20 protein-coding genes, 1 pseudogene and 1 riboswitch are annotated in these 22,119 nt (G+C 70.3%); of the genes and pseudogenes, 5 read left to right on the top strand and 16 right to left on the bottom strand.

All coding sequences use genetic code 11. The features are described from left to right. Nucleotides 1–92: 92 nt before the first annotated feature. On the bottom strand, nucleotides 93–2,960 hold the full coding sequence (gene gcvP, locus C8E96_RS21825; protein WP_091375521.1) for an aminomethyl-transferring glycine dehydrogenase: 2,868 nt from the start codon (nucleotides 2,958–2,960) through the stop codon (nucleotides 93–95). Nucleotides 2,961–3,139: 179 nt separating this feature from the next. Further along, a riboswitch (glycine riboswitch) is annotated at nucleotides 3,140–3,240 on the bottom strand. A gap of 78 nt (nucleotides 3,241–3,318) precedes the next feature. Between gcvP and C8E96_RS21820 the strand changes: the two genes are divergently transcribed. Continuing rightward, a complete protein-coding gene (locus tag C8E96_RS21820) occupies nucleotides 3,319–4,098 on the top strand; it encodes a GNAT family N-acetyltransferase (protein WP_091375518.1) in 780 nt (259 codons plus the stop codon). A gap of 67 nt (nucleotides 4,099–4,165) precedes the next feature. On the opposite strand, the gene C8E96_RS33755 is transcribed toward C8E96_RS21820, so the two are convergent. The 8 genes from C8E96_RS33755 to C8E96_RS21780 all read right to left on the bottom strand — a co-directional run bounded on the left by C8E96_RS33755 (nucleotide 4,166) and on the right by C8E96_RS21780 (nucleotide 8,651). Continuing rightward, nucleotides 4,166–4,852, bottom strand: a complete 687-nt coding sequence (locus tag C8E96_RS33755; RefSeq protein WP_176926766.1) for a hypothetical protein — start codon at nucleotides 4,850–4,852, stop codon at nucleotides 4,166–4,168. 14 nt (nucleotides 4,853–4,866) lie between these two features. After that, complete coding sequence (locus C8E96_RS21810) at nucleotides 4,867–5,433, bottom strand: MerR family transcriptional regulator (RefSeq protein WP_091375515.1); 567 nt, start codon at nucleotides 5,431–5,433, stop codon at nucleotides 4,867–4,869. A 197-nt stretch (nucleotides 5,434–5,630) separates the two neighbouring features. Beyond that, a complete protein-coding gene (locus C8E96_RS21805; protein ID WP_054046144.1) occupies nucleotides 5,631–6,104 on the bottom strand; it encodes a bifunctional nuclease family protein in 474 nt (157 codons plus the stop codon). 151 nt (nucleotides 6,105–6,255) lie between these two features. Next, complete coding sequence (ftsR, locus tag C8E96_RS21800) at nucleotides 6,256–6,912, bottom strand: transcriptional regulator FtsR (protein ID WP_091375512.1); 657 nt, start codon at nucleotides 6,910–6,912, stop codon at nucleotides 6,256–6,258. Nucleotides 6,913–6,982: 70 nt separating this feature from the next. Next, nucleotides 6,983–7,435 carry a glycogen accumulation regulator GarA gene (garA, locus tag C8E96_RS21795; RefSeq protein WP_091375509.1) on the bottom strand — a complete coding sequence of 151 codons (453 nt, stop codon included), beginning with the start codon at nucleotides 7,433–7,435 and terminating at the stop codon, nucleotides 6,983–6,985. A gap of 131 nt (nucleotides 7,436–7,566) precedes the next feature. Beyond that, a complete protein-coding gene (locus tag C8E96_RS21790; RefSeq protein WP_091375505.1) occupies nucleotides 7,567–8,169 on the bottom strand; it encodes a CDP-alcohol phosphatidyltransferase family protein in 603 nt (200 codons plus the stop codon). 24 nt (nucleotides 8,170–8,193) lie between these two features. Further along, a complete protein-coding gene (locus tag C8E96_RS21785) occupies nucleotides 8,194–8,403 on the bottom strand; it encodes a hypothetical protein (RefSeq protein ID WP_228769914.1) in 210 nt (69 codons plus the stop codon). Further along, nucleotides 8,400–8,651 (bottom strand): hypothetical protein, encoded by a 252-nt coding sequence (locus C8E96_RS21780; RefSeq protein ID WP_228769913.1) that lies wholly within the window; start codon nucleotides 8,649–8,651, stop codon nucleotides 8,400–8,402. Before C8E96_RS21780 ends, C8E96_RS21785 begins: the two co-directional genes overlap by 4 nt. 136 nt (nucleotides 8,652–8,787) lie before the next feature. On the opposite strand from C8E96_RS21780, the gene C8E96_RS21775 reads away from it, so the two are divergent. Further along, on the top strand, nucleotides 8,788–10,167 hold the full coding sequence (locus tag C8E96_RS21775) for an FAD-binding oxidoreductase (protein ID WP_228769912.1): 1,380 nt from the start codon (nucleotides 8,788–8,790) through the stop codon (nucleotides 10,165–10,167). Nucleotides 10,168–10,246: 79 nt separating this feature from the next. Here C8E96_RS21775 and C8E96_RS21770 read toward each other — a convergent pair whose 3' ends face one another. Further along, entirely contained in the window at nucleotides 10,247–11,071 is an 825-nt protein-coding gene (locus C8E96_RS21770; protein ID WP_091375501.1) for a crotonase/enoyl-CoA hydratase family protein, read from the bottom strand. Between the two features lie 178 nt (nucleotides 11,072–11,249). Here C8E96_RS21770 and C8E96_RS33450 point away from each other — a divergent pair, with 178 nt between their 5' ends. The 3 genes and pseudogenes from C8E96_RS33450 to C8E96_RS21760 all read left to right on the top strand — a co-directional run. Then, nucleotides 11,250–11,408 (top strand): hypothetical protein, encoded by a 159-nt coding sequence (locus tag C8E96_RS33450; RefSeq protein ID WP_166658073.1) that lies wholly within the window; start codon nucleotides 11,250–11,252, stop codon nucleotides 11,406–11,408. Between the two features lie 26 nt (nucleotides 11,409–11,434). Then, a complete protein-coding gene (locus C8E96_RS21765) occupies nucleotides 11,435–12,232 on the top strand; it encodes an alpha/beta fold hydrolase (protein ID WP_091375497.1) in 798 nt (265 codons plus the stop codon). 84 nt (nucleotides 12,233–12,316) lie between these two features. Beyond that, nucleotides 12,317–13,507: pseudogene (locus tag C8E96_RS21760) on the top strand (MFS transporter); the annotation flags it as partial. Between the two features lie 3 nt (nucleotides 13,508–13,510). Here C8E96_RS21760 and C8E96_RS21755 read toward each other — a convergent pair. The 6 genes from C8E96_RS21755 to C8E96_RS33445 form a co-directional block, all read right to left on the bottom strand. Then, on the bottom strand, nucleotides 13,511–14,185 hold the full coding sequence (locus C8E96_RS21755; protein ID WP_091375491.1) for an ArsR/SmtB family transcription factor: 675 nt from the start codon (nucleotides 14,183–14,185) through the stop codon (nucleotides 13,511–13,513). Nucleotides 14,186–14,231: 46 nt separating this feature from the next. Next, entirely contained in the window at nucleotides 14,232–15,314 is a 1,083-nt protein-coding gene (locus C8E96_RS21750; RefSeq protein WP_091375488.1) for an LLM class flavin-dependent oxidoreductase, read from the bottom strand. Between the two features lie 122 nt (nucleotides 15,315–15,436). Then, nucleotides 15,437–17,596: an excinuclease ABC subunit UvrB gene (gene uvrB, locus C8E96_RS21745; protein ID WP_091375485.1), complete on the bottom strand. Its 2,160-nt coding sequence runs from the start codon at nucleotides 17,594–17,596 to the stop codon at nucleotides 15,437–15,439. Nucleotides 17,597–17,627: 31 nt separating this feature from the next. Further along, a complete protein-coding gene (locus tag C8E96_RS21740) occupies nucleotides 17,628–18,191 on the bottom strand; it encodes a TetR/AcrR family transcriptional regulator (protein ID WP_091375482.1) in 564 nt (187 codons plus the stop codon). Continuing rightward, nucleotides 18,184–20,613, bottom strand: coding sequence for a molybdopterin-dependent oxidoreductase (locus C8E96_RS21735; RefSeq protein ID WP_228769911.1), 2,430 nt, complete (start codon nucleotides 20,611–20,613; stop codon nucleotides 18,184–18,186). The genes C8E96_RS21740 and C8E96_RS21735 overlap by 8 nt, the downstream gene beginning before the upstream one ends. A gap of 71 nt (nucleotides 20,614–20,684) precedes the next feature. Next, complete coding sequence (locus C8E96_RS33445) at nucleotides 20,685–22,013, bottom strand: DUF5685 family protein (RefSeq protein ID WP_091375474.1); 1,329 nt, start codon at nucleotides 22,011–22,013, stop codon at nucleotides 20,685–20,687. Nucleotides 22,014–22,119: the final 106 nt, after the last annotated feature.

The raw sequence follows: 22,119 nt of genomic DNA, 5'->3' as shown, positions 1-22,119 counted from the left end.
CTCGACATCCCACGCGGACAATTTTCGAAATTTCTCACCCGAGCTGAAACGGGCCCCGCCGAAGGTTATCGGCGGGGCCCGTCAGCAGGCGATCAGCTCTGGTAGGCGTCCAGCGGCGGGCAGGAGCAGACCAGGTTGCGGTCGCCCTTGGCGCCATCGATGCGGCGCACCGGGGGCCAGATCTTGGTGGCGCTGACGCCCGCCGGGTAGACCGCTTCCTCCCGCGTGTACGGGTGGTCCCACTTGCCCGCGATCGACGCGGCCGTGTGCGGGGCGTTGCGCAGCGGGTTGTCCTCCAGCGGCCAGTCCCCCGCCGCGACCCGGTCGACCTCGCCCTTGATGGCGATCATGGCGTCGCAGAAGCGGTCGATCTCGGCCAGGTCCTCGGACTCCGTCGGCTCCACCATCAACGTGCCCGCGACCGGGAACGACATGGTCGGGGCGTGCAGGCCGTAGTCGGCGAGCCGCTTGGCCACGTCGTCGACGGTGATGCCGGTGGCCTTGGTCATCGGGCGCAGGTCGAGGATGCACTCGTGGGCCACGAAGCCGCCCTCACCGGTGTAGAGGACCGGGAAGTGCTCGTCGAGCCGACGCGCGACGTAGTTGGCCGCCGCGACCGCGGTCAGGGTGGCGCGGCGCAGGCCGTCGGCGCCCATCATCCGGACGTAGGCCCACGAGATCGGCAGGATCGACGCGCTGCCCCACGGGGCCGCGCTGATCGGGCCGACGCCGGTGGCCGGGCCCGCCAGCGGCTGCAGCGGGTGGTTCGGCAGGAACGGCGCGAGGTGCGAGCGCACGCCGATCGGGCCGACGCCGGGGCCGCCGCCGCCGTGCGGGATGCAGAAGGTCTTGTGCAGGTTCAGGTGCGACACGTCCGAGCCGAACTTGCCGTACCGCGCGAGACCGATCAGCGCGTTGAGGTTCGCACCGTCCACATAGACCTGACCACCGGCGTCGTGCACCAGGGCGCAGACCTCGCGCACGGTGTCCTCGTAGACCCCGTGGGTGGACGGGTAGGTGATCATGATCGCGGCGAGGTCGTCGGCGTGCTCGGCGACGCTGGCCCGCAGGTGGTCCATGTCGATGTTGCCCGAGTCGTCGCACTTGACGACGGCGACGCGCATGCCCGCCATGACCGCGCTGGCCGCGTTGGTGCCGTGCGCGCTCGACGGGATCAGGCAGACGTCGCGCTCACCGTGGCCCTGGGAGCGGTGGTACGCGCGGATCGCCAGCAGGCCGGCGAACTCGCCCTGGCTGCCCGCGTTGGGCTGGAGGCTGACCGCGTCGTACCCGGTGAGCTGGGCGAGCCAGGTCTCCAGGTCCTTGATCACCTGGAGGATGCCCGCGGCGTCCTCGGCCGGGGCGAACGGGTGCAGGTCGGCGAAGGCGGGCCAGGTGATCGGCTCCATCTCCGCGGTCGCGTTGAGCTTCATCGTGCAGGAGCCCAGCGGGATCATGCTGCGGTCCAGCGCGACGTCCTTGTCCGAAAGCGAGCGCAGGTAGCGCAGCAGCGCGGTCTCGGAGCGGTGGGTGCTGAACACCGGGTGCGTCAGGTACGCCGAGGTCCGCACCAGCTCGGCCGGGATGGCGTCGTCGGTGTCGAGGTCGAGCGCGTCGGCGTCGGCGCTCACGCCGAACGCCTGCCACACCAGGGCGAGCGTGTCGCGGGAGGTGGTCTCGTCGCACGCGACGCCCACGTGGTCGGCGTCGACCAGGCGCAGGTTGACGCCCAGGTCGCGGGCCGCCGAGACGACGTCCGCGGCCTTGCCGGGCACTCGGACCTGCACGGTGTCGAAGAACGAGTCGGTCACGACGTCCACGCCACCGGCGCGCAGGCCCGCGGCCAGCACGGCGGCCATGCGGTGCGCGCGGGTCGCGATGGCCTTGAGGCCGTCGGGGCCGTGGTAGACGGCGTACATCGAGGCGACGACGGCGAGCAGCACCTGCGCGGTGCAGATGTTCGACGTGGCCTTCTCGCGGCGGATGTGCTGCTCACGGGTCTGCAGCGCGAGCCGGTAGGCGAGGTTGCCATCGGCGTCGGTGGACACGCCGACGAGCCGACCCGGCAGCTGGCGCTCCAGTCCGGCGTGGACGGCCATGTAACCGGCGTGCGGTCCGCCGAAGCCCATGGGGACACCAAAGCGCTGGGTGGTGCCGACGACGACGTCGGCGCCGATCTCGCCGGGCGCGCGGAGCACGGTCAGCGAGAGCAGGTCGGCGGTGACCGCGACCTTCGCGCCGCGCTCGTGGGCATCGGCGATCAGGGCCTCGTGGTCACGAACCGCGCCGCTGGCACCCGGGTAGGACAGCAGGACACCGAAGAAGTCGCCCTCGGGGAGACCGTCGGCCAGGTCGGCGACGACGACCTCGATGCCGAGGGGCTCCGCGCGGGTCTCGATGACGGCGATGGTCTGCGGGAAGGTGTCGGCGTCGACGACGAACCGGGCCGACTTCGACCGGCCCGCGCGGCGCACCAGGGTCATCGCCTCAGCGGCCGCGGTGGACTCGTCGAGCATCGACGCGTTCGCCGTGGGCAGGCCGGACAGGTCGGCGACCATGGTCTGGAAGTTGAGGAGGGCTTCGAGCCTGCCCTGGGAGATCTCCGGCTGGTACGGCGTGTACGCGGTGTACCAGGCAGGGCTTTCCAGCACGTTGCGGCGGATCACCGGCGGCGTCACGGTGCCGTAGTAGCCCAGACCGATCATCTGGGTGAGGGTGCGGTTGCGGGAGGCCAGCTCACGCAGTTCGGCGAGCGAGCCGAACTCGGTCGCGGGCGGCGGGAGCTGAAGGCCCATGTCGCTCTCGCGGATCGACTCCGGCACGGCGCGCTGGGCGAGTTCCTCAAGCGACCCGACCCCGATGACGTCGAGGATCTTCGCCAGCTCAGCGGGGCGTGGACCGACGTGCCGGTCGGCGAACAGGGTGCCGTGCTCGAGCGCGGCGAGGGGGATCCGTGTCATGGTGCAGCTCCTCCGGCGATACAAGGGGTCGGGCCTGAGCGGGTTGGTTGCCCGCTTGGCCCTCCCCCTCTGTCCGTGCCCGAGAACCCGAGCGCCTGAGAGCTTCGTCCGAACTGCCGGACTTGCACCTTCGGCGGGGCTTCCCAGGGGTACCTGGGTCGCCCGCTTTCCAGAGGCGTCTCGCCCACGCGGTCCTTGTGCCTGAGAGGTTCCGGGGAGGATTTGCTCCTTCGGCGTCGACACGGCCGGTTGACCGCTCGAGCTCTCCCGCGTGGGATCAGCGACGACACCGTGAAGTCTAGACGGTGGGTATCCAAAGTCGTTTGCCCAGATGCTCAATGCGGGGTCCACTGTCGCAATGGACACCTCATCGGCACTCTCCGCGTTCGACCGGCAACTCAGGCGTGACGTTCCGCCGGGTGATTCGGCCACCAGAGTGGAGCGGACCGCCCGACTCGTCCGGCACGTCAGCGACCAGGCGCACAGCTGGACCGGGGTCGTGTGGACCGACCTGGACGACGACACCGCCGACGCCGCGATCGCCGCCGAGGCCCCGTTCTTCCGCGGCGGATACGAGTGGAAGTACTACACCCATGACCTCCCCGTGGACCTGCCCCACCGGCTGCGGGCGGCGGGCCTGCACCAGGGGGAACTGGAGGCGGTGATGGTCGCCGAGGCAGCCGAGGTCCCCGATTTCGCCCCGCCCGCTGGCGTCGAACTGGTCGACGTGACAGACGAGGAAGGCATCATCGCGGCCACCGACGTGCACGACGTCGTCTTCGGGCAGGACCACCACGTATTGCGTGAGCGGCTCTTGGCCGTCCTGGCCGAGGCCCCGGAGACCCTGGACGTGGTGCTCGCGGTCGCCGGCGACACACCGGTGAGCGCCGCGCGAACCGACTACTACCCGGGCACCGAGTTCGCCGGACTCTGGGGTGGCGGGACGTTGGAGGCGTGGCGCGGCAAGGGCATCTACAAGGCCCTGGTCAGTCACCGCGCCCGCCGAGCCCAGGCCCGGGGAGTGCGTTATCTGCAGGTGGACGCGCTTCCGACCAGCGAGCCGATCCTGAGCCGCATCGGCTTCACCCGCCTGACCTCAACCAGGCCCTTCACTGCGCCGCCTCCCCGGAATTCATAGTGTTGGTCACCGGCCGGGTCATGGTGCGGATGGTGGGTAACCGTGGTCGAGCGCCGTCACGGTCCCCTTAGGTGCGGGTGGGTGGGTAGCCGGGCTGCTGCGGCGGATAGCCAGGCTGCTGTGGCAGGTAGCCGGGTTGCGGTGGGTAGCCAGGTTGCGGGTAGCCGGGCTGCTGGGGGTAGCCGTAGCCCGGCGCCTGCTGGGCGAACGCGGGCGGCTTGTAGCCACGCATTCCCTGGCCGACCGGAGGCAGCATGACGATGACGGTGGCGGCCAGCCACACCAGCAGCACGATCACCAGGAACGCCATCCGGCTCGCACCGCCGAGGCTGACGACCCTGATCACCGCGTACACGTAGTACAGCGACACGACCACACCCAGCCCGGCCAGCGTCCACCGCGCGAAGCCGAGCCGGAAGAACATCGCGATCGCCAGCAGCAACACGGCCGCGCCGATCCCAGCGGTGATCCACAGGAGAGCCTGTCGGGAATCCGCGGACGCGTCTCCGTTGCCGAACGCGATGCCGATGGACGACACCGCGATCTCCGGGTAGTCGAAACCGCCCCGGGACGCGGCCTGGCCGGTCAGGGTCCCGATGACGATGCACAGAGCCGAACACAGCACGAAGAGGCTGGCGGACACGTAGGCCATGACCCGGCTGGGCGGCCCGACCGGACCACCACCCCAGCCCTGCGGCCCCATCGGCGGGCCAGCCGGGAACGGCTGCTGAAACGGTGGGTTGGGATAGCCCATGGTCTGTCGGTTACCTAACCGGCGTTGCGCGCCTTCCGGCGCTGGGTGAGCTCGTCCTGCGACTGGTGCGGCATCTCGATGCCGTCCGCGCGCTCGGCGGGGAACTCGTGAATCGTACCGGTGATCTCTCGGATGGCGCCGCTGACCGCGATGCCGAAGACGCCCTGTCCGCCCTGCAGGAGGTCGACCACCTCTTCGGGGGACGTGCACTCGTAGACGGTGGTCCCGTCGCTGAACAGCGTGATGCGGGCGAGGTCGCGCACGCCATGCCGCCGCAGGTGGTCGACCGCGACGCGGATGTTCTGCAGGGAGACGCCGGTGTCGAGCAGGCGCTTGACGACCTTGAGGACCAGGACGTCCTTGAACGAGTACAGCCGCTGCGAGCCGGAGCCGTGCGCGCCGCGCACCGTGGGAACCACCAGGTCAGTGCGTGCCCAGTAGTCGAGCTGCCGGTACGTGATGCCTGCGATCTGGCACGCGGCAGGACCCCGGTAGCCGACGAGATCGTCGGGCAGTGAGGCATCCGGGAACAGTTCGCCCTGCTCTCCGGTATCAGCCCCGACGGGACCTTCCTCGAACACGCCTGCCTCCCCTCGTCCGACCACCGATGTGGCCGGCGAACGAGACCGCCCGTTCCGCTCTTGGGAACCGCCGGCCATGCGTATCGGCCGGTGCGGGCTGTGGGTCACGGCCGCATCGGCGATTCGCTCATCCCTGACGGTAAGACTGGCGTGGGGACTGGTCAACGCGACGCGCGGGAACGCGACGCGCCGGTTGCTCAGGTGTCGGCGCCGCGGAAATCTTCCGGCGAGACGGAGTCGAGGAACTCTCGGAACTTCTCGACCTCGTCCTCCTGCTCGTCCGGAATGATGAGCCCGGCTTCCTGCAGCACGGAGTCCTCGGCGTGGATCGGGACACCGACCCGCAACGCCAGTGCGACGGAGTCGCTCGGCCGGGCCGAGACCCGGACGTCGCCGTCGAAGACGAGTTCGGCGAAGAACGTGCCCTCGCGCAGATCGGTGATCCGGACCTGTTCCAGCTCCCGGCCCAGCGCCCCGATGACGTCCTTGAGCAAGTCGTGGGTCAACGGCCGCGCGGGCCGCACCCCCTGCTGCTCAAGGGCGATCGCGGTCGCCTCCACGGAGCCGATCCAGATGGGGAGATACCTCTCACCTTCGGTCTCGCGCAGCAACAAGATCGGCTGGTTCGCGGGCAACTCCACCCGCACTCCCACGACGCGCATCTCGCTCATCGGGCTCGCCTCCCTCCGCTCGCTGGGGCGTCCGGCGTCCCGTCATCTGAGGATCGCTTATCGCCTACTTCGACGCTACCCGCCATCCGGCTCGGACGCCTGACTATCTCATCGTGATCAGATCACAATGATTACCTGCACAAGGCCACATTTACCGGCCCGTGATACGTCGCAGACCTGCTTTGACCAGCAATGAGTGCAATCCGACCGACAACGCCCCGAGTTCGCGGGCGATGCTGTCGGCGCGGTCGCGCGCCGCGGGGTCGCGCTGCCGGTACATCGGGGCGACCACCTGCTCCATGAGACCGACCTCCCGGTCGGCCGCCGCGCGGAACGCGCGCAGGTGCCGGGGCTCGATCCCGTAGTCGGCCAGGCCCGACGCGAGCCGGGCGATCTGGACCGCGTCGCCGTCGTAGAAACCGTCCGAGCCCGCCGCGACGAGTCCGTACTGCTCGAGATCGTCGAGCAGCACCCCCGCCACGCCTGCCTGGCGCAACACATCGTCCCTGGTCAGCCGCGAGTCCGAACCCGCGGCGAACTCGTCGGGATCGATCCGTTCCACGGCGACCGTGAGCGGCCGGGCGGCACCGCCGCGGTCGGCCTGCTCCAACTGGTCTTTGATCACGCGCAGCGGCAGGTAGTGATCACGCTGCGCGGCCAGCACGAAGCGCAGCCGCTCCACGTCGTCGCCGGTGAAGCGCCGGTATCCGGCGGGCGAGCGGTCCGGCCGGATGAGGCCTTCCGCTTCCAGGAACCGGATCTTGGAGATCGTCACGTCCGGGAACTCGGGGCGGAGCCGTTGCAGCACCGCCCCGATGTTCCACCCGTCACTGGCGGGCCGCGCCGCCGTCACGGTCGAATGCCCATAAGTCAAACCACTAGGCGCCCGCGCCGGGTCCGGTGAGGAACACCAGGCGGAACTTGCCGATCTGGACCTCGTCGCCACCGGCGAGCACGGCCTGGTCGACCGGCTCGCGGTTGACGTAGGTGCCGTTGAGGCTGCCGACGTCGATCACCACGAACTCCCCGCCCTCGCGGCGGAACTCCGCGTGGCGACGGGACACGGTGACGTCGTCGAGGAAGATGTCGCTGTCCGGGTGCCGTCCCGCACTGGTGGTGTCGCGGTCGAGCAGGAATCGGGAGCCCGCGTTGGGGCCACGCTTGACCACGAGCAGGGCCGACCCGGCAGGCAGGGCGTCGACACCCGCGACCGCGGGTTCTGGAGCCGGGGCCTGGGTGCCCTCGACATCGGAGAGGAAGTCGGCCCGGAATACGGAAGTCCGCTCCGGAGACTGCTCCGGCGGGACGCCGGGCCCGTCGTTCGTGCTCACCTGAGCTCCTCCTGCTGTCCTATTACGTTGAACACTGCCAACGTACCGTGCGCGATCAGCAGCCGGGCCGGTGGCTCCCCTCCAGCCCGAACGATCGAACGAAGATCGTCTCACGCGGCGGGTTCGGTCCGCTACGCGACCGGGGTCTTCGACCGCAGCGCGGCCCGCGTCTGCACGAGGTAGAGCGCACCCGACCACAGGAACAGCGCGCCGCCCCAGATGGCCAGGGCGTACGAGACCGGCCGGACGACGGTTGCCAGCGTCGAGGTGCCCTCGGCGAGGAGCAGCAGCGGGAAGGCGTACATCAGGTTGAACGTCGCCGCCTTGCCGATGTAGGTGACCTCCGGCGGGCCGAAACCGCGACGCCTCAGCAGCGCGATGCACCCCGCCACGACCACGTCGCGCGCGATCAGGACGGCCGCCACCCACCACGGCACGATGTCGCGCAGGACGAACGCGACGATCGTGGCGAGGGTGTAGAGCCGGTCCGCCAGCGGGTCGAGCAGCGCGCCGAGCCTGCTGGCCTGGTCGAGCCAGCGGGCGATCTTGCCGTCGAGCCAGTCGGTGAACCCGCTGAACATCAGGATGGCGATCGCCCACCCGTCGGCGTGCGGCACCAGCAGCAGGTACAGGAACACCGGCACACCGGCCAGGCGCAGCGCGCTGAGCGCGTTGGGGATGGTGAGGACCCGGTCGGATCCCCGGTCAGACGGTTCCCCGTCGCGTGCGGCCATGAGCGGGAGCGTAATCGGCCCGTTTCAGGCTCGGCGGTGCGACCAGCCTTGGGTGTCGAGCGCGGTCGGGGTCAGGGCGCAGGGCCTGCCATAGGTGTCCATGCCGACCCAGCGGGCCGTGCCCGCGAACCGCTCAAGGACGAAAGGGTGGCCTTTGCTCCAGACGACGCTGCAGGGAACGGTCGGGAGGGGGCGGGGCTTGCGGATCACGGGTCTGGCCGCGATGTCGTTCACGCTGTCTTCCGTTCAGCACGATGGTGGGTCCAACCCTGCCGCTCGAGCGCGGATCTGCTCAGCGAACGCAATCGGCCATAGCGGTCGAAACCGACCCAGAACGCGTTACCGTCCACAGCTTCCAGGACGTAGGCGCGCCCGCGGCTCCACACGACGCTGCAGGGCAAGGTGGGCAGTCTACGCGGGTGCGTCTGGGTCAGCGCGGGCTGACCCGACTCGGGTTCGAACTCCGAGATCGCCTCGCTCATCTCGCCCACCTCCGTCAGAAGTGTCGATCACGGGATCGGCTTCGTTAGCCTGTTCACCTAGTGGACGCCTGACTGGTGGAGTTGTTCCACTTCCTGGCCCACACAGAGCGACATTGCGCACCCTGAAAGGGGTCCTGTGAGCCTCGTCCGGCGGCTCGTCTCGACGGTGGGTGACGACCATGTCCTCACGGATGCGGCCCTGTGCATGGGTTTCACGACGGATTGGACCGGCAGATACCGCGGCCACGCCCGATTCGTCGTCCGGCCCGCCGACCGCGAGCAGGTCGCCGAGGTGCTGCGGCTGTGCCGCGACGAAGGCGTCGGCGTGGTCCCGCAGGGCGGAAACACCGGTCTGGTCGGTGGCGGGATCGCCCACCACGGCGAGGTTCTGCTCAGCCTGACCCGGCTCGACGCTCTCGGCGAGGTTGATGGAGCAAGCAGGCAGGTGACAGCGGGCGCGGGCGTCACGTTGGCCGCGCTTCGGGCGCACGCGGCGGGTTCCGGGCTGGACTTCGCGGTCGACATCGCCTCGCGCGACAGCGCGACTGTCGGCGGGATGGTGGCGACCAACGCGGGCGGGCTGCGGGTGCTGCGGTGGGGGTCGATGCGCGAGCAGGTCGCCGGAGTGGAGGCGGTCCTGGCCGACGGGCGGGTCGTGGGGACGCTTTCGGGGCTGGACAAGGACAGCACCGGCTACGACCTCGCGGGCCTGCTCACCGGCAGCGAGGGCACCCTCGCGGTGATCACCGCGGTCCGGCTGCGGCTGATCCCGGCATTCGCTTGCAGGGCGACGGCGACGCTGGCGTTCGCGAGCACGTCCGACGCGGTCGCCGCGGTGGCGGCGTTGCGGGCGCTGCCGTCGTTGACCTCGGCGGAGGTGTTCTACGACGACGGCGCGCGGCTGGTGTGCGCCCATCGGAAGGTGCCACCGCCGTTCGCGGTGGCGCACCCGGTGTACCTGCTCGTGGAGTGCGCCGACGACACCGATCCCACGGAGGCGCTCGGTGCCGCCGTCGAGGGCCTGTCCGGGGTGCTCGACTCGGCCCTGGCGGTCGACGAGCCCTCCCGCCGGGCGCTGTGGACGCTGCGGGAGGGGCACGCCGACGCGGTCAATTCCCTTGGCACGCCGTTGAAACTCGACGTCGGCGTGCCACCGGCGGCCGCCGCGGAGTTCGAGCGCGAGGTGCGCTCGATCGTCACCACCGGCACGTTGGTCCTCTTTGGACACTTGGCCGAGGGCAACTTCCATGTCAACGTGGTCGGCGCGGGCACCGACGAGGACCGGATCACCGAGGCCGTCCTGCGCGCCGCCGCCGCCCACGGCGGCACCATCTCAGCCGAACACGGCATAGGCGTGGCCAAATCCCCCTGGCTGCACCTAACCCGCTCCCCCGCCGAACGCGCCCTCTACACCGCCATCAAGCACGCCTTCGACCCCACCAGCCTCCTCAACCCCGGCGTCCTAACCCCGCGAGTCGCCCCGCCAGGCAAGCGAGTCGCCCCGCCAGGCAAGTGAGTTCGACATTCGGGAGTCGCGAAGGTCGAACTCATTCGCCGGAAGGGGCGACTCGTTTGCCGGGAGGGGCGACTCGCGGTTATTCGCCGGTGAAGTTGGGGGGGCGGCGTTCCAGGAAGGATTGGACGGCTTCGCCTAGGTCCTTGCTGGGGAGGAAGGCGGAGTTCCAGGCGGCGACGTAGCGCAGGCCGTCGGCGACGCGGCGGTCGCGGTCCTGGCCGAGCACGTCCTTGGTGCCCTGCACGACCAGCGGCGGGTTCTGCGCGATCTCGGCGGCCAGCGCGCGGGCGGCGTCGAGCAGGGTGGCCTGGTCAGGGTGGACGTCGTTGACGAGGTTGATCGCGCGGGCGCGCTCGGCGTCGATGTCCTTGCCGGTGAAGGCGAGTTCGCGCAGGTGGCCCTCGCCGATGATGCCGGAGAGGCGCTGCAGGCTGCCCAGGTCGGCGACGATCGCGACCTTCACCTCGCGGACGCTGAACTTCGCGTCGGCGCTGGCCAGGCGGATGTCGGCGGCCGCGATGACGTCCACACCGCCGCCGATGCACCAGCCGCTGACCGCGGCGATGACCGGCTTGCGGCACGCGGCGACCGAGGTGACCGCGTTCTGCAGGTCGCGGATCGTGTCCAAGAACCGGGTGCGCGCGCCCGCCAGGCTGTCGGGGCCGAGCATGTCGGCCCAGGAGCCCATCATCGCGGGCAGGTCGAGCCCGTAGGAGAAGTGCGCGCCGCTGCCGGTGATGACGACCGCGCGGACCTCGGGGTCGGCGTCGAGGGCGTTGAAGACCACCGGCAGCTCGCGCCAGAAGTCCGGTCCCATCGCGTTGCCCTTGCCCGGGCCGAGCAGGGTCACCTCGGCCACATGATCGGCGACGTCGACTTTGAGGGACACCAGGTTTTCTGTCATGCGGCTATTATTACCCACGAGTAACCAGTTGTCTGCCTGCGTCTGGGACGGGGGTTCTACTCGGGGTATGTCAAGCCACGCTGCCGGGTTCCCCCGATCGTGCAAGGCCTGGTTTGCCAGGCTGTACCCGGGCGCGGGGTAAATTCCGAGTCCGGAACGGGAGCGATGGGAGACCCGCATGGCAGGCCAGACCGCTATGTCGACGCCGATCTTCGACGAACTGCTGCGGGAGATGGCGGCGAACTCGGCCAAGCCGGAACAGCCGAAGCAGGACGCGGCCGAACAGGCGGAGGCCAAGGCAGGCGCGAGCGCGGGCAGGCGCAGGCGGCCCGAATAAGCCGTACCGCCGAGTAACCTCTCGGCATGGAACTCGCGCGGTCCTTCACCACCGGCGGCCACACCCTGCGCTACACCGAGTTCGGCACGGGCGACACGCTCGTCGTGCTCACCCACGGCCAGCTGATGACCCGGCGCATGCACGCGCCGCTGGCCAGGTCGCTGGCCGACGCGGGCTACCGGGTGATCACCCTCGACCTGCTCGGCCACGGCGAGTCAGACCGGCCGACGCGGTCCTGGGAGTACTCGATGTCCATCTGGGCCACCCAGGTCGTGGCCCTGCTCGACCACCTCGGCGTCGACCAGGCCGTCATCGGCGGCACGTCGCTAGGCGCCAACGTCTCCCTGGAGGTCGCCGTCGCGGCCCCGGAGCGTGTCCTCGGCCTGGTCATCGAGATGCCGGTCCTGGACAACGCCATCGTCGCGGGCCTGATGGCGTTCGCCCCGCTGCTGTTCACCGCCCGCTTCCTGCCCGCGGTGGTCCGGGGCGTGGCGTGGCTGGCGGACAAGGTGCCCAGCGGCGACCAGTGGGTCGACGTCGTCACCGACACCCTGCGCCAGGAGCCCGCCGCCATGGCCGCGGCCGTGCACGGGATCTTCTTCGGCCGCATCGCCCCGCCAAAGGCGCTGCGCATGGCGATCACCGCCCCCGCCTTGGTGATCGGACACCGCCGCGACCCGATCCACCCCTTCGGCGACGCGGACATGCTCGCCAACGAACTGCCCAACTCCCTGTTCGTCGAGGCGGAGAGTCCCTTCGAACTGCGTTTCCGGCCCGAGCGGCTGACCGGCCACATCACCGGCTTCCTGGAGACCATCTCCTGATCGAATTCCGCTGAACCACCCGCACGTGGAACGCGGGAGCGGCATACTCCAAGCGGCCGAATCCCCGACCCGCGACGGACGCCCATGACCTCGACGACCGGCATGTTCGAACCCTTGCGGCACAGCATGTTCCGCAGGCTCGCGACCGGCCGGGTGGCGACGTACCTGGCCAACTCCATCGCGCCCATCGCGCTCGCGTTCGCCGTGCTGGACCTGACCGGCTCGGTCATCGCGCTGGGCCTGGTCGTCGGCGCCCGCTCGATCGCCAACGTGACGCTGCTGCTCATGGGCGGCGTGCTGGCCGACCGGCTGCCGCGCGGGGTGATCCTGCAGGGCGCCAGCATCGCCGCCGCGGTGTCACAGGCGCTGACCGGCGCCGCGGTCCTCATGGGATTCGCGACCGTGCCGCTGCTTGTCGTGCTGAGCGTGGTCAACGGTGCGGTCTCCGCGGTGTCGCTGCCCGCGGCCTCGGCGCTGACCCCGCAGACCGTCCCGACACACCTGCTGCGGCAGGCCAACGCCGTGGTCCGGATGGGCGTCAACACCGCCATGATCGCCGGGGCGTCGCTGGGCGGGATGGTCGCCGCGTTCGCCGGGCCCGGCTGGGCGATCTCGGCGACCGCGCTCGTCTTCGCGGTCGCGGCGGTCTGCTACGCCCGGGTCGACGCCCCCGAGATCGACGAGACCGCCCCGACCCGCCCGCTCGCCGACATCCGCGCGGGGTGGCGCGAGTTCACCGCGCGCTCCTGGGTGTGGTCGGTCGTGGCGGGGCTGATGGTGATCAACGCGGCCGTGGTGGCCGGTGTGTTCGTGCTCGGCCCGTCCATCGCGGACTCGACCATCGGCCGGTTCGCCTGGGGCCTGGTCCTCGGCGCGCAGACCGTGGGGTCGCTGCTCGGCGGCATCGTGGCCAGCCGGTGGCTGCCGTCGCGGGCGCTGCTGTTCGGCACCGCGCTGCTCGGGTCGCAGTCGGTGGTGCTGGTGGTGTTGGCGCACGCGCCGATGATGATCCCGTTGCTGATGGTGATGTTCGTGGGCGGCATCGCGGTCGAGCAGTTCGGCATCGCGTGGGACTTGGCGCTGCAGGAGAACGTCCCGCAGGACCGCCTTGCCCGGGTGTACTCCTACGATGCCCTCGGCTCGTTCATCGCCATCCCGTTGGGCGAGATCGCCGTGGGTCCACTGGCGAAGCACTTCGGCGTGTCCGCCACGCTCACCGGCGCCGCGATCCTGGTCGCGGCCGCCGTCCTGGCGGTGTGCTTCGTGCCCGCCGTCGGCTCACTGCGGCGCAAGCCGGACGCCGAGCAGGCCAAAGAGCGCGTCACCGCCCGCGTCGGTCAGTCGGACAGCCCGCGAAGTACCGACGCGGACTACCCACCGCCGGGCCATCAGCGTGGCGCACAGGGCCGCCCCGGCGGCACCGGCGAGGTGCGGCCTGCGCACAGTCCAGTCGAGACAGGCCCGGGCGACGGGCCGGGTGCCTGACCTCAGGTCGACCTCCAGGTCGCCGAACCACGCCGCGCCCTTCTCGGTGACGCTGAGGTTGTTGTCCAGCAATCCGTTGGCCCGCATGGCATCGGCGATGCCGACGCCGAGCGTGCCCGCGAGGTGGTCGTAGCAGGTGCGGGCGGCGGCCATTGCCTTGTTCGTGGTGGCGGCTTTGAGCGTCTTCGTGGGGGCGGGCGAGAACCTGGTCATCATCAGCTCGATGAGCTCGGCGGTGCCGGGGTCGGCCAGGCGGACGTAGCGGTGTCTGCCCTGGCGTTCCTCGGCGAGCAAACCGCCTTCGACGAGTTTGCTCAGGTGCTCCGACGCGGTGGACTTGGCGACACCGGCTGCGTTGCCAAGCTCGGTCGCCGTCCACGCTCGGCCGTCCAGGAGGGCCAGGCAGAAGCCCGCCCTCGTCTCGTCGGCGAGGAGGGCGGCGAGCTTGGCCAGGTCGTGGGCGGACATGGCTCCAGGATGCCCTGTGGACGGTTCGGTGGCGGCCGAAGTGTGGTCAGGACGCCCAGGTGGCGAGATCCTGGGTGCCGAGAAGCTCCCTCACCCGGGGCACGACCTGCTCGCCGTAGAGCCGAATCGACTCGAGCCGCTGCTCATGCGGCAGTGCGCCGACGCCGTACTTGAGCTGGAAACGGGACAGGCCGAGGGTGCGCACGGCCCAGGCGATCTTCTGCGCGACGGTCTCCGGCGACCCGACGAACAGCGCGCCGCGCGGGCCTGCCATCGCGTCGTAGTCGGCGCGGGTCATCGGGGCCCACCCCCGCTCGGCGCCGATCTTGGCGAACGCCGCGTGGTGGTGCGGGAAGTGTTGGGCCCGCGCGAGTTCGTCGGTCTCGGCGACGTGCCCCGGACTGTGCATGGCGACCGGCAACTCCGGGTGGCCCGCCTCGGCCAGTGCCCGCCGGTAGAGCTCGGCCAGCGGGACGAACTGCTGCGGCGACCCGCCGATCACCGCCATCACCAGCGGCAGCCCGTACGCGGCGGCCCGGACCACCGACTGCGGCGTGCCGCCGACACCGACCCACGCGGGCAGCCTGCCCGACTCGGTGACCGGGTAGGCCTGCGCCTGCTCCAGCGGCGGCCGTACCGTCCCGCTCCAGGTGACCGGCTTCTCGTCCTGCAGGTGGGTGAACAGGTCGAGCTTCTCGGCGAACAGGACGTCGTAGTCGGCCAGCGAGTGCCCGAACAGCGGGAACGACTCGGTGAACGACCCGCGGCCCAACGTGACCTCCGCGCGGCCACGGGACACGGCGTCCAGCGTGGCGAACCGCTCGTAGACCCGGACCGGGTCGTCCGAGCTCAGCACGGTCACGCCGGTGCCGAGCCGGATGCGTTCGGTCTGGCCCGCGATCGCGGCCAGCACGACGTCGGGTGAGGACACCGCCATCTCGGCCCGGTGGTGCTCGCCGACGCCGAAATAGTTCACACCGACCTGGTCGGCCAGCACTCCCTCGGCCACCACCTGTCGGATCGCCTCCGCCTGGCTCACCAGCTCACCGTCGGCGCCGATCTCCAGGTCGCCGAAGGTGTCCAGCCCGAACGTCGGCTCCTGCCGCGTGCCCAGGATCTCGTGACCCATTGCCCCACTCCCCTGTTAGTAGTTGAACTCTCAAACAAGAGGTGGGGCAGACCTATTCCCGCACTGATGCCGGCGGCCAGGTCACCGCGATCCCGACGCCATCTCGCCGGGCGGACCGTTGGCTACTTGATCCCGGCCGCGTCCATCCCCCGCAGTTCGCGCTTCAGGTCGTGGATCTCGTCGCGCAGGCGGGCCGCCAGTTCGAACTGGAGGTCGCGGGCCGCGTTCATCATCTGGTCTGTCAGCTGCTGCACCAAGTCCGCCAGTTCCGCGCGCGGCATGGACTTGACGTCCTTACCGCCGACGATCCCGGCGCTTCGGGCGTTGCCGGGCTCCCCCGCCGCCCGCTTGCCGCGAGAGGTGTTGCGGCCCGAGCCGCCCACGGGAACCGAGTCGTCGTCGGTGGCCTCGTTGAGGACGCGGTCGAGGATGTCGTTGATCTTCTTGCGGAGCGGCTGCGGGTCGAGGCCGCGCTCGGTGTTGTACGCGATCTGCTTGGCGCGCCTGCGGTTCGTCTCGTCGATGGCGTGCTGCATCGAGTCGGTGATCCGGTCGGCATACATGTGGACCTGGCCGGAGACGTTTCGGGCGGCGCGGCCGATGGTCTGGATCAGCGAGGTTCCGCTGCGGAGGAAGCCTTCCTTGTCCGCGTCGAGGATCGCGACCAGCGAGACCTCCGGGAGGTCGAGGCCCTCACGCAGCAGGTTGATGCCGACCAGGACGTCGTAGTCGCCGAGCCTGAGCTGCCGGAGCAGCTCGATGCGGCGCAGGGTGTCGACCTCGGAGTGCAGGTAGCGCACCCGGATGCCCAGTTCCAGCAGGTAGTCCGTGAGGTCCTCGGACATCTTCTTGGTCAGCGTGGTCACCAGCACCCGCTCGTCGCGCTCGGCGCGTTCGCGGATCTCGTGGACCAGGTCGTCGATCTGCCCCTCGGTCGGCTTGATGATGACCTCGGGGTCGATCAGGCCGGTCGGGCGGATGACCTGCTCGACGAACTCGCCGCCCGCCTGGCCCATCTCGTACGGGCCGGGGGTGGCCGAGAGATACACCGTCTGCCCGATCCGCTCGGCGAACTCCTCCCAGGTCAGCGGCCGGTTGTCGACGGCGCTGGGCAGCCGGAAGCCGTGCTCGACCAGGTTGCGCTTGCGGGACATGTCGCCCTCGTACATGCCGCCGATCTGCGGCACGGTCACATGGGACTCGTCGATGACCAGCAGGAAGTCGTCGGGGAAGTAGTCGATCAGGGTCGCGGGGGCGGTGCCCGCGCCGCGGCCGTCGATGTGCCGGGAGTAGTTCTCGATGCCGGAGCAGAACCCGACCTGGCGCATCATCTCGACGTCGTACGCCGTGCGCATCCGCAGCCGCTGCGCCTCCAGCAGCTTGCCCTGGCGCTCCAGGGTCGCGAGGCGCTCCTCCAGCTCCGCCTCGATGGCGCCGATCGCGCGTTCCATGCGCTCGGGGCCCGCGACGTAGTGGGTGGCGGGGAAGATCCGCAGTTCGTCGACCTCGCGGACGATGTCGCCGGTCAGCGGGTGCAGATAGTAGAGCTTGTCGATCTCGTCGCCGAAGAACTCGACGCGGATCGCCAGCTCCTCGTACGCCGGGATGATCTCCACCGTGTCGCCGCGCACGCGGAACGTGCCGCGGGCGAAGGCGATGTCGTTGCGGGCGTACTGGATGTCGACCAGCGCGCGGAGCAGCACATCGCGCTCGACCTCGCCGCCGACGTTGAGCCCGACCGAGCGGTCGAGGTAGGACTGCGGAGTGCCGAGGCCGTAGATGCAGGACACCGAGGCGACCACGATGACGTCGCGCCGCGAGAGCAGGCTCATCGTCGCGGAGTGGCGCAGCCGCTCGACGTCGTCGTTGACCGACGAGTCCTTCTCGATGTAGGTGTCCGTCTGCGGGATGTACGCCTCGGGCTGGTAGTAGTCGTAGTAGCTGACGAAGTACTCGACCGCGTTGTCCGGGAAGAACTCGCGCAGCTCGTTGGCCAACTGGGCGGCGAGTGTCTTGTTCGGCGCCATCACCAGCGTCGGCCGCTGCACCCGCTCGATGAGCCAGGCGGCCGTCGCCGACTTGCCGGTGCCGGTGGCGCCGAGCAGCACGATGTCCTGCTCGCCCGCCTTGATCCGCTTCTCCAGCTCCTCGATGGCGGCGGGCTGGTCGCCCGCGGGCTGGTAATCCGCGACCATGCGGAACTTCCCGTCGGCACGGGGGATGTCGCCGACGGGTCGGTGTTCGGAGTGCGCGAGGACTGGGTGCTCGGTCGGAAAAGCCACAACCCGACAGTACGCGGCCCCACCGACAATCTCAGTCGGACGGACTGAGCAGGGCCCTCAGCTCGGTGCCCACCCTGGTCAGGGGCTCCGTGTCGCGTCGCGCCCGGCACATCAGCAGCGCCCCCTCGATGCTCGCGATCGCCAACGTGGCCAGCGACGCCGCGCGGGCGGTCGGGACGCCGCGGCGGGCTATCGCGTCGGCCAGGAGCGTCTCCCATCGCGCGAACGCGCGACCCGCCGCGTCGCGGGCCGACGCCGTCTCGTCGGAGGAGAGAGCGGCCGCGCCGATCGGGCAGCCGTCGACGAAGTCGGCCTTGGTCAGGGCCGAGGTCCAGTAGTCGACGAACGCGGCGATCGCGCGATCGCCGTCGACGTCGGCCAGCAGCCGCTCCAGCAGGTTCCCGATGAAGTCGCCGCCACGCTCGGTGGCCGCGAGGGCGAGTTCCTCCTTGCCGCCTGGGAAGTGGTGGTAGATCGACCCCCGCGAGACCCCGCTGTGTTCGACGACGTCGCGCAGCGAGGTGTCGGCGACCCCGCGCTGTCGGAACAGCACGACAGCGCTATCGATCATCGAGTCGCGGGGCGACCTAGGCATCGATGCGCTCCAGGCGGGCGGGGACGTACTTGTGCCACGGCGTGCCCGCCAGGAAATCGCGGTGGTGCAGCGAGGTCAGCTCGTTGGGCGCGACACCGGTGACCTTCGCGCTTCCGTTGTCGAGCCCCATGCCGTTGGGCAGCGAGATGTGGCCCGCCTGCATCATGTCCGAGACCTCGACAACGGCGTCGGCTTGACCTCGTTCGGTGACCACCCGGAGCCGGTCGCCGGTTCCGACACCGAGCCCGGCCGCGTCGGCGGCGTTGATCCGCAACGCGCCGTCGTGGTCGCGGCGGCGCCAGGACGGGTCGCGGATGATCGTGTTCGCGGTGAATGACCGCCGCTCCCCCGCCGATAGCACGTACGGGAACTCTTCGGTGACCCAGGAACTCGGTTCATCGGCCAGCGCGCGCACCCGGTCGAGCAGTTCGGGGATCTCCAGGGTGAACCGGCGGTCGGGCCTGCGGACGTAGTCCCAGGCGTGCTCGTAGTCGTCGAGGGTGAACACGACGCCCTCGCCGCGGAGCACGGTGTCGAACAGCTTGTCGCCCGGTTCGAACCCGGTGCCGTCGAAGCCCGCGCGGCGCACCGACTTGGGGTTGGCCATCGCGCAGAGCTGCGCGGCACCCCACAGCGACGCCGTGCCCGCCGCACCCTCGGGCAGCGTCTCACCGATCGTCTCGCGCAGCAGGTACGGAGCCAGCGGCATCAGCTTCGGGTTGGAGCCCACGGCGGTGAAGAACGCCAGCGCGAACTGCTTGCGGCCACGGCGAGCGGCGCGACGCAACGGCTCTAGGACGCTGTCGCCGACGACGTCGAGTTCGCGAATCAGTCGCGTGTAGATCTCCGGTTCCGCGAGCGTGCCGGGCAGCGGCGACATGACCGGCGCGCGGAGGTGGAAGACGTTGCGCGGGAAGTCCACGTTGAAGAACGTGCACTCCCACTTCTCGAACTGGGTCGACGCGGGCAGCACGTAGTCGGCCAGCCGCGCGGTCTCGGTCATCGCGATGTCGATGACCACGGTCAGGTCGAGCGCCCGCATCGCCTCGCGGAAGCTCTCGGAGTCGGCGAGCGAGTGCGCCGGGTTGACGCTGTCGATCCACATCGCCCGGAACCGGTCCGGGTGGTCGGTGAGGATCTCCTCGGCGATCGAGTTGCACGGGACGAGCCCGGCGATGATGCGCGCGTTCGTCACCGGCGTGCGCCTGCCGCCACCAGTGGGTTTGGCGCCGGAGCCGCCGCCTGCGACCTTCGCGACCGGCGGCTGGAGCAGTGCGCCCAGGCGGGTGGCGAGGAAGTCCGGCAGCACCGCGGGCAGCCGCACGGCGGCCGCGGCGGCGAGGTCCGTCGCGGTGCCCAGAGCCCGCTGCATCGCGCTCTTAGGGCGCCGCGACCCGCCTCCGCCCGGCGCCGCGCCCGCGATCGGCGCGAACGACGAGTGCAGGAACATCGCACCCGGCTTGGCGAAGTTGCCGGTCAGGATCCACAGCATCTTGTTGAGGTAGGACGACAACGTGCTGTGCGGGGCCTGCTGGATGCCGAGGTCCTCATAAGTGCAGACGCTCTTCGCGGTACCGATGCGGCGCGCGGTCTCGCGAAGCAAGTCCTCGGGGACGCCGCAGCGGTCCGCGTAGTCGGTCACGTCGATCTCGCGGTAGGCGGCGAGGAGCGACTCGGCGCCGCTGGTGTGGTCGTCGATGAACGCGTGGTCGACCAGGTCCTCCTGGACGAGGATCGCGCCGAGCGCGGCCAGGCACCACGCGTCGGTGCCGGGGCGGACCTGCAGGTGGATGTCGGCCATGGCGGCGGACTCACTGCGCCGCGGGTCGATGACCACCATCGTGCGCTCGGGGTCGGCGGCGAGTTGCTTCAAGACCGGCCGCGCACGGGGGAAGCTGTGTGACTGCCACGGGTTCTTGCCGACGAAGACGACGACCTCGGCGTGCTCGAAGTCGCCCTTGGTGTGACCGCCGTAGAGCCTGCCGTCGACGTACATCTCGCCGGTCTTCTCCTGGGCGAGCGCGTTCGACTGGTACTTGGCCCCCACCGCGCCCTGCAGCGCCTTGTTGTAGGTCGCGCCGAGGTGGTTGCCCTGGCCGCCGCCGCCATAGAAGAAGATCTTGTCGCCGCCGTGGGTGTCACGGACCGCCTTGAGCCGGGCCGCGATCTCGGTGATCGCGGTGTCCCAGTCGATCTCCTCGTACGTGCCGTCCGCGCGCCTGCGCAGCGGGCTGGTCAGGCGCACGGTCCGGCTTTGGTAATGGTCGAGCCGCAGCGCCTTCTCGCAGGTGTAGCCCTCCGAGCCGGGGTGCGTCTTGTCGCCGCGGATCTTGGCCAGGCTTCGGTCTTGTACCTGGACCTCGATACCGCAGTTGCACTCACAGAGGATGCATGCGCTCTTCTGCCACCTGGACTCGTCCACGAGCACACCTCCACGCCGCGACTATGACAGCTGTCATAATTACTGACGAGTAGGCAACGGTCAAGGGCGGTTCAGCAGCTGCAGTCACAACAGTCGCAGCAGCAGTTGTCACAACTGCCGCAGTCGCAGTCGCCGCACGCGTCGTGCGGCTTGCCGCTCCACGGCCCGGGGAACGGGTCGCGGCAGCACTGCTGGCAGGTCCCGCACTCGTAGAGGCAGGCCGCGCAGCCAAGGATCATCCCGCGGCTCTGCGGCACGGGCTTGAGCTTGGGCCACTTCCAGCACAGGCAGCGAGACGGCTCGTAGATGTCGCGCCCCTTGCGGCCCTTCTTGGGCGGAGGCGGCGGACCCTCCGGGCCGGTCGCCCCGGGAGGCGGCGGCCCGGCGCTCATCGGGGGCAGCGGCGGACCGGGACGCTGCCATCCCTGCTGCCCGTAGGGCTGGTGCCCATGCCCCTGGTGCGGGCCAGGCGCGCCGTACGGCTGCTGGGGCGGGCCGTACGGACCGTTGGGCCCCGGCGGTCCGTAGGGCCCCTGCGGACCTTGCGGGTAGTGGGCGCGGAAGGTGCGGCCGACCGCGGCGCCGAGTTCGTGCACCAGCAGGGCGTGCACCAGCTTCGAGTCGCTGAAGGTCGCCTCGGACAGGGCCAGCCGGACACCCATGACGGCGTCGTCGCACAGCCGCCGCGCCTCTTCGATGCTGGTGCCGGTCGCGGTCAGCGGGTTCCACGCGCCCGATGCCTTGTCGGCTTCGAGGTCTTCCACGGCGTCGATGAGGTGGGCGACGCGGCCGAAGAGCCTGCCCGCCTCCGACAGCGGCTCGAGGTTCTCCGGCCGCTCGGCGAGCAGCGCGGTGTGGGCGAAGGCCTTGGAGGTCGCGGCCTCGGTCGGCTCGGTCGCCGTCAGCACGGAGGAACCGAGGCCCAGCGCGGATTCCACCTCGCCTTGGCGCCCGACGGCGTCGAGCAGGACCGCGGTGGAGAAGCCGATATCGGCCCCTGTCTTGTCGCCCTGACGGGCCCAGCGGGTCGCCACCCGGCGCGCGGCGCCCGCGACCGGGCGGCGGCCGAAGACGCCGTCGCGGTCCTCGACGTGGTCGTTGATCTTCGCCGAGGCGAGCACCAGCGAGACCGCGGCCGCGAGCCGGGCGCCGGAGCCCTCGGCGACGGACGCGGGCTTCATCGCCCGCAGCGCGCACGGTCCGGCCATCCGGCGCCGGGCGGTGGCTGTCTGCGCCTCGACCAGAGCGGAGATCACCAGGCCGTCGTAGTTGGTGACGGTGCGCGCGAGCTGGCCGTGGTCGTCACGAAGGGCCAAGCAGAGGCCGCAGAGATGGGCCAGCCACGTCTTGGCGAGATCGCCGGGCAGGCGGTGGCGACAGGGCCGCAGGATTCCGAACATATGAGCGCGAGTGTCCTTTCGAGATCACCACGGCGAGTTCGCGGGAGCCTAGCGGGATTCACCCGATCGGACGTCGGAAACCCACAGAAAAGGCTGTGCCAGGGCC

It is taken from the genome of Actinokineospora alba (genome assembly GCF_004362515.1).
Taxonomy (GTDB): Bacteria; Actinomycetota; Actinomycetes; order Mycobacteriales; family Pseudonocardiaceae; genus Actinokineospora; species Actinokineospora alba.
The sequence above is the reverse complement of the archived record's forward strand: the minus strand, read 5'-3'. Positions and strand labels throughout refer to the sequence as shown.